6 protein-coding genes are annotated in these 8,672 nt (G+C 68.7%); 5 read left to right on the top strand and 1 reads right to left on the bottom strand.

Annotation, left to right across the window (positions count from 1 at the left end; genetic code table 11):
* Positions 1 to 191 precede the first annotated feature (191 nt).
* Positions 192 to 827 carry a hypothetical protein gene (locus FZ938_RS24605; protein ID WP_246457259.1) on the bottom strand — a complete coding sequence of 212 codons (636 nt, stop codon included), beginning with the start codon at positions 825 to 827 and terminating at the stop codon, positions 192 to 194.
* A gap of 157 nt (positions 828 to 984) precedes the next feature.
* Here FZ938_RS24605 and FZ938_RS24600 point away from each other — a divergent pair, with 157 nt between their 5' ends.
* The 5 genes from FZ938_RS24600 to FZ938_RS24580 all read left to right on the top strand — a co-directional run bounded on the left by FZ938_RS24600 (position 985) and on the right by FZ938_RS24580 (position 8,599).
* On the top strand, positions 985 to 2,799 hold the full coding sequence (locus FZ938_RS24600; RefSeq protein ID WP_149201038.1) for a sensor histidine kinase: 1,815 nt from the start codon (positions 985 to 987) through the stop codon (positions 2,797 to 2,799).
* On the top strand, positions 2,789 to 3,415 hold the full coding sequence (locus tag FZ938_RS24595) for a response regulator transcription factor (protein ID WP_149201037.1): 627 nt from the start codon (positions 2,789 to 2,791) through the stop codon (positions 3,413 to 3,415). Before FZ938_RS24600 ends, FZ938_RS24595 begins: the two co-directional genes overlap by 11 nt.
* Positions 3,416 to 3,561: 146 nt before the next feature.
* On the top strand, positions 3,562 to 4,296 hold the full coding sequence (gene dsrO, locus FZ938_RS24590) for a sulfate reduction electron transfer complex DsrMKJOP subunit DsrO (RefSeq protein ID WP_149201036.1): 735 nt from the start codon (positions 3,562 to 3,564) through the stop codon (positions 4,294 to 4,296).
* Complete coding sequence (gene nrfD / locus FZ938_RS24585; RefSeq protein ID WP_211101155.1) at positions 4,293 to 5,432, top strand: NrfD/PsrC family molybdoenzyme membrane anchor subunit; 1,140 nt, start codon at positions 4,293 to 4,295, stop codon at positions 5,430 to 5,432. The genes dsrO and nrfD overlap by 4 nt, the downstream gene beginning before the upstream one ends.
* Before the next feature lie 59 nt (positions 5,433 to 5,491).
* The gene (locus FZ938_RS24580) at positions 5,492 to 8,599 is read left to right on the top strand and encodes a molybdopterin-dependent oxidoreductase (RefSeq protein ID WP_149201035.1); all 3,108 of its coding nucleotides are present in this window, start codon (positions 5,492 to 5,494) and stop codon (positions 8,597 to 8,599) included.
* The last annotated feature ends 73 nt before the right edge of the window (positions 8,600 to 8,672 follow it).

Below are 8,672 nucleotides of genomic sequence, written 5' to 3'. Positions count from 1 at the left end.
TCGGCCGTGAAAAGCCTCCGCGCCAATGGTACTGCGTCTTAAGACGTGGGAGAGTAGGTCGCCGCCAGGTCACTCAGCCTCAAGAGACGCCAAACACGAAGCATAAGCTTGCATCTTCACACCACATCAGAAACGCCCCGGTTCATCAGAGCCGGGGCGTTTTCGCGTTTGGGTTTGAAGCACCGAGCCGCTTATCCACCGTGAAAGCCTTTCAACCGCTCTTCGCCGCGGCCGATTTCGGGCTTGAACTGCGCGCTCTTCGCCGTGTTCAGAAGCTGATCGATGAAGCTCCGATAGTCGTTGGTGGCTTCACCGTGAGCTTCGGCAACCGGCTCGACCGAACTCGCGTAGGTGCTGGCGGCGCCGGCGGCAGTGTCGTGATGCCGAAAGGCAGCGACGAAGACGGTATCGCCCTCCGGGTTTCCCTCCCCCACATGTTGGGAGGCACGCGACAGTTCGACTCGCCCTTCGGCATCCGGGGCGGAAAGGATGGTCACGCCGTGGACGACCGCCGTGTCGCTGCGCGCGTTCTTTGCCGCATCCTGTTCGAAGGAATGCCGGTCGTAAGCCCGTTCGAAGCTTGATCGGTCGTTGATGTTGGCTTCGGCCATGTCTGTCTCCCTGTTGCTGCATTCAATAACGCGCCATCGACGCGAATGGTCCGCACCATCGCCGATCTGGCGACGCCGGAGGTCCGCAGACGGCGGGTCTCGGCCGCGCCAGCCGCGACACGTCGAAGCGGATAACAGATTGCCCAGCGAGAAGACGGAGAAGGAAATCTGCAGGAAATGGTCGAAGCGGAGTTCGTTCGGCGACATCGCGATCATGCAATTCGGATGGTGGCGGAGGCAGGGAGCTACCGACACCCCACTGCGCGGGATGGATAGCATCTCGCCCCCTCGCCGACGTCCGTGACCGTGCGCCGCCTTGTGCCGGGGCTGTAGACGCGCTAAAGGGCTGAACCCCCTCGCAAGTTCAGCCACCATGGTCGCCCGCCTGCTTTCCGTCATCCTGCTGTTGCTGTCGTCGCATGGATGGGCTGCCGAGCCGCCGGTCCGGGTCGGCGTGCTCGCCTACCGTGGAGAGGAGCATGCGGCGTCGGTGTGGGAACCGACGATCCGCTATCTCGGCGATCATTTTCCCGGTCGCGGGGCGGAGATGGTGGCGCTCGACCTCGCCGGGATGGAAGCCGCCGTGCAGAACCGGACGGTGGACCTGATCCTGACCAACACCGGCAACTATGTCGATCTGGAGGCGCGGTACGGCGTCACCCGCATCGCCACCCTGCAGTCCGGACCGTCCTCCGGCAACGCCATCGGCTCGGCCATCATCGTGCGTGCCGACCGCCGCGACCTGACGGCGCTGCGTGACCTCCGCGGGAGGACGCTGATGGCCATCGACCCCGATGCCTTCGGCGGTTTCCAGGTCGCCTGGGGGGAAATGCTGGATGCCGGGGTCGATCCCTTCCGCGATCTGAAGGACCTGCGCTTTTCCGGCTTCCCGGTGGACCGGGTCGCCTTCGCCGTGCGCGACGGGACGGTGGATGCCGGCGTGCTGCGCGCCTGCGTGTTGGAGGAACTGGTGGCGGAGGGACGGATCGACCCGGCGGCCTTCCGCGTCCTCGGCCCGCGGAGCGCGCCGGATTTCGCCTGCACCCATTCCACCGTCCTCTATCCCGACTGGCCGCTGGCGCGTCTCGCCGGCACGTCGGAAGGACTGGCGAAGCAGGCGGTGGTCGCCCTGTTCCAGATGCCGCCGGACCACCCCGCAGCAAAGGCCGGCGGTTATCAGGGCTGGGCGGTGCCGCGCGACTACCAGCCGGTCCACGCCCTGTTCCGCTCCCTGCGCATCGGTCCCTACCGGTCGCTGCGCGACGTCTCGCTGGTCGATCTGGCGCGCGAGAACTGGCATTGGCTGGCGCTTGCGGCGTTGGCCCTGCTGTGGTGGACGATCCATTCGCTGCGGGTGGAGCATCTCATCAAGGTCCGCACCGCCGAGCTGCGGGCGGTCAACCGCGACCTCCTCCGCGAAATGGCGGAGCGCCGCCGCGCCGAGGAGAATGCCCGCGAACGCCAGCGCGAAATCGACCATGTCGCCCGCCTGTCGATCCTGGGCGAGATGGCCAGCAACCTCGCGCATGAGCTGAACCAGCCGCTGGGCGCCATCGCCAATTATGCGCGCGGCTGCACACGCCGGCTGGAGGCCGGCACCGGCCGGTCCGCCGAGTTGGCCGACGCCACCCGCGCCATTGCCGAACAGGCCGACCGCGCCGCCCACATCATCGCCCGCATCCGCAACTTCGTCCGCAAGCGCGCTCCGCAGATCGAGCCGGTGGACATCAACGACGCCGTCCGGGCCGCCGCCGCCCTGTGCGCCGACCGGGCGCGCAGCGCCGGCATTGCGGTGACGCTCGATCTGGCCGACGGGCTGCCTCGGGTGGCGGCCGACGCGGTGCAGATCGAACAGGTCGTCCTCAACCTGATGAAGAACGGGCTGGACGCGATGGAGGGGTGCCCGCCGGCCGACGGGATCACCGTGCGCACCGGACCAGACGGCGACGGGCGGGTAAGGGTGACGGTCGCCGACCGCGGCCATGGCCTGAGCGCGGAGGCGCGGGAGCGGCTGTTCGACCCCTTCTTCACCACCAAGCCGGAGGGGATGGGCCTGGGCCTGTCGATCTGCCGGACCATCCTGGAATCCCATGGCGGCCATCTGTGGGCCGCGGACAATCCCGGCGGGGGCGTGGAGATGCGCTTTGTCCTTCCGGCGGCACAGGAGAATCCGACCCATGAGCCATGATACGGAAAGTTCGGTCTCGCCGCGCACCGTCTATGTGGTGGACGACGATCCGGCGATGCGTCATTCGCTGGGCTGGCTGATCGGCTCGCTGGGGCTGGAGGTGCAGAGCTTCGCTTCGGCGGAGGAGTTCCTGCGGGCGCTCAAGCCCGACCGGCCGGGCTGCCTCGTCACCGACGTCCGTATGCCGGGGATGAGCGGGCTGGAGTTGCAGGATACGCTGGCGCGGGCGGGGTCGCTGCTCTCGGTGGTGGTGGTCACCGGCCACGCCGACGTGCCGATGGCGGTGCGGGCGCTGCGGGCCGGGGCGGTCGATTTCATCGAAAAGCCCTTCAACGACCAACTCCTGCTCGACCGCGTGCATGAGGCGCTGGAGAAGTCCCGCCGTGCCTGGGAGGCGGCGGACCGCAAGCGCGCCGTCCGCGCGCTGATCGGCCGGCTGACCCCGCGCGAACGGCAGGTGGCGGCATTGGTGGTCGCCGGAAAGCCCAACAAGGTGATCGCCGCCGAGATCAACCTGTCGATGAAGACCGTCGAGGTCCACCGCCACAATGTGATGGACAAGCTGGAGGTGGCGTCGGTCGCCGACCTGACCCGGCTGCTGCTGGAGGCGGAATAGCAGCCTGCGGCTTGGCGTCGCGGGGGAAAACCCTAAGAAGTGTGGGGAACACCGCAATGGGGCGCCGCCGTGCCCCTGGCTATCCTTGGCCCTGAGATCGGCCCGCATGTTTTGCGGGCTGGGAATGGGTGCCGGGAGAGCCTGCCATGGACCGATCACGACGCAATTTCTGCCTGGGCGCCGGGGCCGCAACCGTCGGCGCCGCCACGCTTGCCGCCGCACCGGCGGATGCAGGCGCCGTTTCGGCGTCCGGTGATGCGGCGCACCGCTGGGCCATGGTGGTCGATGTGCGCAAATGCGTCGGCTGCCAGGCCTGCACCGTCGCCTGCATCATGGAGAACGACGTTCCGGAAAACAGTTTCCGCACCATCGTCTCCACCTACGAGGTGACGGAGCAGGGCAAGGCCGGCTCCTACATGCTGCCGCGCCTGTGCAACCACTGCGAGGACCCGCCCTGCATCCCGGTCTGCCCGACCGGCGCCACCTATCAGCGGCGGGACGGCATCGTGGTGGTCGACAATTCGGTGTGCGTCGGCTGCGCCTATTGCGTCCAGGCCTGCCCCTACGACGCCCGCTTCATCAATCACGAAACCCAGACCGCCGACAAATGCACCTTCTGCGTCCATCGCGTGGAAGCCGGGCTGCTGCCCGCCTGCGTCGAGACCTGCGTCGGCGGCGCCCGCATCTTCGGTGACCTGAAGGATCCCGACAGCACCGTGTCGAAGCTGGTGCGCGAGCAGAACCCCAAGGTGCTGAAGCCCGAAATGGGGACCCAGCCGCGGGTCTTCTACATCGGCCTCGATCCGAAGATGCAGGGCAAGGTGGACGGCACGCCGACCCTGTGGCGGCCGGCGCCGCATGCCGATAAGGAGCATGCATGATGGACACGCACATCGTCGAAGTCATCAACGTGACCCGCGAGGTCGCATGGCTTCCCTGGGCCGTGCAGTATTTCTTCCTGATCGGCCTGTCCGTCGGCGGCCTGCTGCTCAGCCTGCCCGGCTACGCTTTCGCCCGTGACGGCTGGCGCCCGCTGGGGCGGCTCGCCCTGATCGTGGCGCTGACCTGCGGGCTGGCGGCGCCGGTGGCGCTTCTGTCCGACCTGCACCAGCCCGGCCGCTTCTGGCACTTCTACGTGGTGTTCCGGCCGACCTCCTGGATGTGGTGGGGATCGCTGTTCATCCCGTTCTACATCGCTGGCCTGCTGGTCTATGGCTGGGCCTGCCTGCGCGAGGAGTTGCAGGCGCATGGCCGGGTCGACAGCCGGCTGGCCGGGCTGTACCGGCTGGCGGCGCTGGGCGGCGGCCGCGACGACCGGCTGATCCGGGCCGCCGGTCTGTTCGTGTTGGCCGGGGCGGCGCTGGTGGCGCTCTACACCGGCGTCGAGGTGGCAGTGGTGAAGGCCCGGCCGCTGTGGCACACGCCCTTCCTGCCGGTGCAGTTCCTGACCACCGCGCTGGCCGGCGCCCTCGGGCTGGTGCTGATCCTCAACCGCGTCGTCGGCACCGCCGACCGTGGGGTGGAGGTGCTGGGCAACCGGCTGCTTGCCGCCGTGCTGGCCGCGGTGATGTTGTGCGGCGGGCTGTGGCTGGCGCTTAGCCTGTCGGGGCTGGATGCGGGGCACGCGGCGGCGCTGGACAGCGTGGCAGGGTCGGAAGCGTGGCGGGTGACCGCCGTCTGGGCGGTGGCCGCGACGGTGGTGCCCTTCGTCATCGCCGTCGCCCGGCCGGCCGGCACCGGGCTGCTGACCGGGCTGATCGCCGTGCACAGCGCCTGGATGTTCCGCTGGACCGTGTTCATCGGCGGCCAGTCGGTGCCGAAGACCGGGGCGGGTTTCTACGAATACGCGCTGCCGGCCGGCCCGGATGGGCTGATGGGCATCGTCGGCACCGCGGGGCTGTGGCTGTTCCTGCTGATCCTGATGACGGCGCTGCTGCCGGTGTCGTCTACCCCTGCCGCCGGCCGTCCGGCCAACGCATCCGGCCATCCCGGCGGGCGTCTGACCGCCGCCGAATAGCCGGCCCGACCAATTCAATCCGCGCTTGAGCACCGCTCGCGAAGACCGGAGTGTCCACCATGTCCATCACCCGTCGCCACATCTTGACCTCCACCGCCGCGGGCGGCGCGTTGGCCGCCTTCGCCGGCGGCTTCTCGGAGACCGGCCGCAAGCTGGTCAAGGGCGCCTGGGCCGGCGAGCGTCCCGACGACACCATCAGCGGCAATGCGCCGAAGCCGGAATTCCGCATCGACCCGGCGACCGGCGCCGTGGAGCCGACGCCGGGCCAGATCGTCGCCAACGTCGCCTGCCTGGGCTGCACCACGCTGTGCGGCGTCCGGGTGCGGGTGGATGTGGAGCGGAACCGCGTGCTGCGAGTGGCTGGCAACCCCTACAGCCCGCTGTCCACCGACCCGTTCCTGCCCTATGCGACGCCGATCGAGGAGAGCTTCCGCTCGCTGTCACGGCTGGACGAGAAGGGGCTGCAGGGCCGCTCAACCGCCTGCGGGCGCGGCAACGCGGCGCTGGAGATGCTGACCTCCCCCTTCCGCATCACCACGCCGATGAAGCGCGTCGGCCCGCGCGGCTCCGGCCGCTGGGAACCGATCGCCTTCGACAAGCTGGTGGAGGAGATCGCCGAGGGCGGCGACCTGTTCGGCGAGGGGCCGGTGGAGGGGCTGCGGACCTTGCGCGACTTGAAGACGCCGATCGAGCATGCCTCTCCCGAACTGGGGCCGAAGGTCAATCAGGTGGCGCTGCTGGCCTCCGTCAATGACGGAAGGGAGCCCTTCGTGCGGCGCTTCTTCAACCAGGCGCTCGGCACCATCAACTTCGCCGGCCATGGCGCCTATTGCGGCGGCGCCTATCGCTCCGGTTCCGGCGCGGCGTTCGGCGACCTGAAGGCGATGCCGCACGCCAAGCCCGACCTGCAGAATGCCGAATTCGTGCTGTTCATCGGCACCGCCCCCTCCAACGCCGGCAACCCGTTCAAGCGGCAGGCCATGCTGGTCGCCAAGGGGCGCACGGACGGCGTGCTGAACTACGTGGTGGTCGATCCGGTGCTGACCAACGCCGACAATCGGGCGGCGGGGGAGCGGTCGAACTGGATTCCGATCCGGCCCGGCACCGACGGCGCGCTGGTGATGGGCATGATGCGCTGGATGTTCGAGAACGACCGCATCGACAGCCGCTATCTATCCCAGCCGAATGCCAAGGCCGCCACGTCGGCGGGCGAGGCCGGCTGGTGCAACGCCACCCATCTGGTGATCCGGCAGAAGGGCCACCCGCGCGACGGGCGGATGCTGCGCGCCTCCGACATGGGGTGGGTGGAGCTGGACGAGAAGGAGCGGTATGGCGAGAAGGACGCCTTTGTCGTGCTGGACCCGGCGGGAAAGCCGGTGGCGCACGATGTTCTGGACGGGCCGGCGGTGTTGTTCCATGACGGCGCGGTGGTGACGCCGGCCGGCGATGTCTCGGTCAAGACCAGCCTGACCCTGCTGCGCGAGGAGGCGATGCGGCTGGAACTGCGCGGCTATGCCGACGCCTGCGGCATCCCCGCCGACATCATCGCCGGACTGGCGCGCGAATTCACCAGCCATGGCAAGAAGGCGGTCGCCAACGCCCATGGCGGCATGATGGCCGGCAACGGCTTCTACAACGCCTTCGGCGTCGTCACCCTGAACACGCTGATCGGCAACCTGAACTGGAAGGGCGGCAGCATCTTCGGCGGCGGCCGTTTCCCGGACGAACAGGACGGCCCGCGCTACAAGCTGGCCAGCTTCCCCGGCGCGGTGAAGCCGTCCGGCACGGCGATCAGCCGTCCGGTCCCTTACGAGAAGTCCAGCGAGTTCGCCCGCAACAATGCAGCCGGCAAGCCCTATCCGGCCAAGGCGCCCTGGTATCCGGCCGCGCCGCAGCTGACCACCGAATATCTCACCAGCGGGCTTGCCGACGGCTACCCCTATCGCCTGAAGGCCCTGTTCCTGTGGAACAGCAACCCGGTTTACGGCATCCCCGGCCTGCGCGCTGCGGCGGAAGCGGCGCTGAAGGACCCCAAGACGCTGCCGCTGATCGTCTCCATCGACCCGTTCATCAACGAATCCTCGGCCTTCGCCGACTACATCGTTCCCGACACCGTGCTGTATGAAACCTGGGGCTGGGCATCGCCCTGGGGCGGCGTGCCGACCAAGACCAGCACCGCGCGCTGGCCGGTGGTGGAGCCGCGCACGCAGGCGCTGCCCGACGGGCTGCATGTGCAGATGGAGACCTTCCTGATTGCGCTGGCCAAGCGGCTGGGCCTGCCCGGCTTCGGCGCCGACGCGATCGCCGACATGGACGGCAAGCTCCATCCGCTCGACCGGCCGGAGGACTGGTATCTGCGCGGCGGCGCCAACATCGCGTGGCTCGGCAAGCAGCCGGTCGCCGATGCCGACGACCGCGACATCGCCCTGTCCGGCGTCGGGCGGGTGATGCCGGTGCTGCAGGCCACGCTGAAGCCGGAGGAGTGGCGCAAGGTCGCCTATATCCTGGTGCGCGGCGGCCGTTACCAGAATCAGGCTGAAGGCTTCGAGGGCGACAAGGCCGTCCACAAGTTTCTCAAGCCGCTGCAGGTCTACAACGAGGCGGTGGGAACAGCGAAGAGCAGCATCACCGGCCGGCGCTGGACCGGAACCGCCACCTGGATGGAGCCGGTCTTCGCCGACGGCAGCCCGGTCCATAAACACCACACGGCGGAGGACTGGCCGTTCCAGCTGGTCAGTTCCAAATCGATGCTGGTCAGCGCCTACACCATCGCCGCCGGCCGGCTGCGCCACCTGCATCCGGACAATCCGGTCGGCATCAACGCCGAGGACGCCCGCCGCCTGGGCATCGAGACCGGCGACCGCATCCGCATCGCCACGCCGGGCGGGATGCAGGACGCCACCGCCATCGTCCGCCATGGCGTGATGCGCGGCGTGCTGGCGGTGGAGCATGGTTTCGGCCACCGCGAATACGGCGCCCGACCGCACCTGATCGGCGGGCACAGCCAGCCCTCGGTGCCGGAGATCGGGGCCGGCATCAACCTGAACGACCTCGGCATCGCCGATCCTTCCCGCGCCGGGGCGTCGGTGTGGGTCGATCCCATTGCCGGAACCGCCGTGCGCCAGGGAATCCCGGCGAAGCTGGAGCGGCTCGCAGCCTCCGCCTGATGGCGGACGGGGCAGGGCTGCAAAAAAATCGAGCGCTTCGGGCGAACCGAAGTGACGGATCGCAGTTGAAACA

The organism is Azospirillum oryzae, from assembly GCF_008364795.1.
GTDB lineage: Bacteria > Pseudomonadota > Alphaproteobacteria > Azospirillales > Azospirillaceae > Azospirillum > Azospirillum oryzae.
Note: the sequence above shows the minus strand (reverse complement) of the source record. Positions and strands in the feature narration are given on the sequence as shown.

Bases quoted from the DNA above. Each gene is read 5' to 3' on its own strand.
- FZ938_RS24605 (WP_246457259.1), bottom strand. From the start codon at position 827: ATGATCGCGATGTCGCCGAACGAACTCCGCTTCGACCATTTCCTGCAG.
- FZ938_RS24600 (WP_149201038.1), top strand. From the start codon at position 985: ATGGTCGCCCGCCTGCTTTCCGTCATCCTGCTGTTGCTGTCGTCGCAT.
- FZ938_RS24595 (WP_149201037.1), top strand. From the start codon at position 2,789: ATGAGCCATGATACGGAAAGTTCGGTCTCGCCGCGCACCGTCTATGTG.
- dsrO (WP_149201036.1), top strand. From the start codon at position 3,562: ATGGACCGATCACGACGCAATTTCTGCCTGGGCGCCGGGGCCGCAACC.
- nrfD (WP_211101155.1), top strand. From the start codon at position 4,293: ATGATGGACACGCACATCGTCGAAGTCATCAACGTGACCCGCGAGGTC.
- FZ938_RS24580 (WP_149201035.1), top strand. From the start codon at position 5,492: ATGTCCATCACCCGTCGCCACATCTTGACCTCCACCGCCGCGGGCGGC.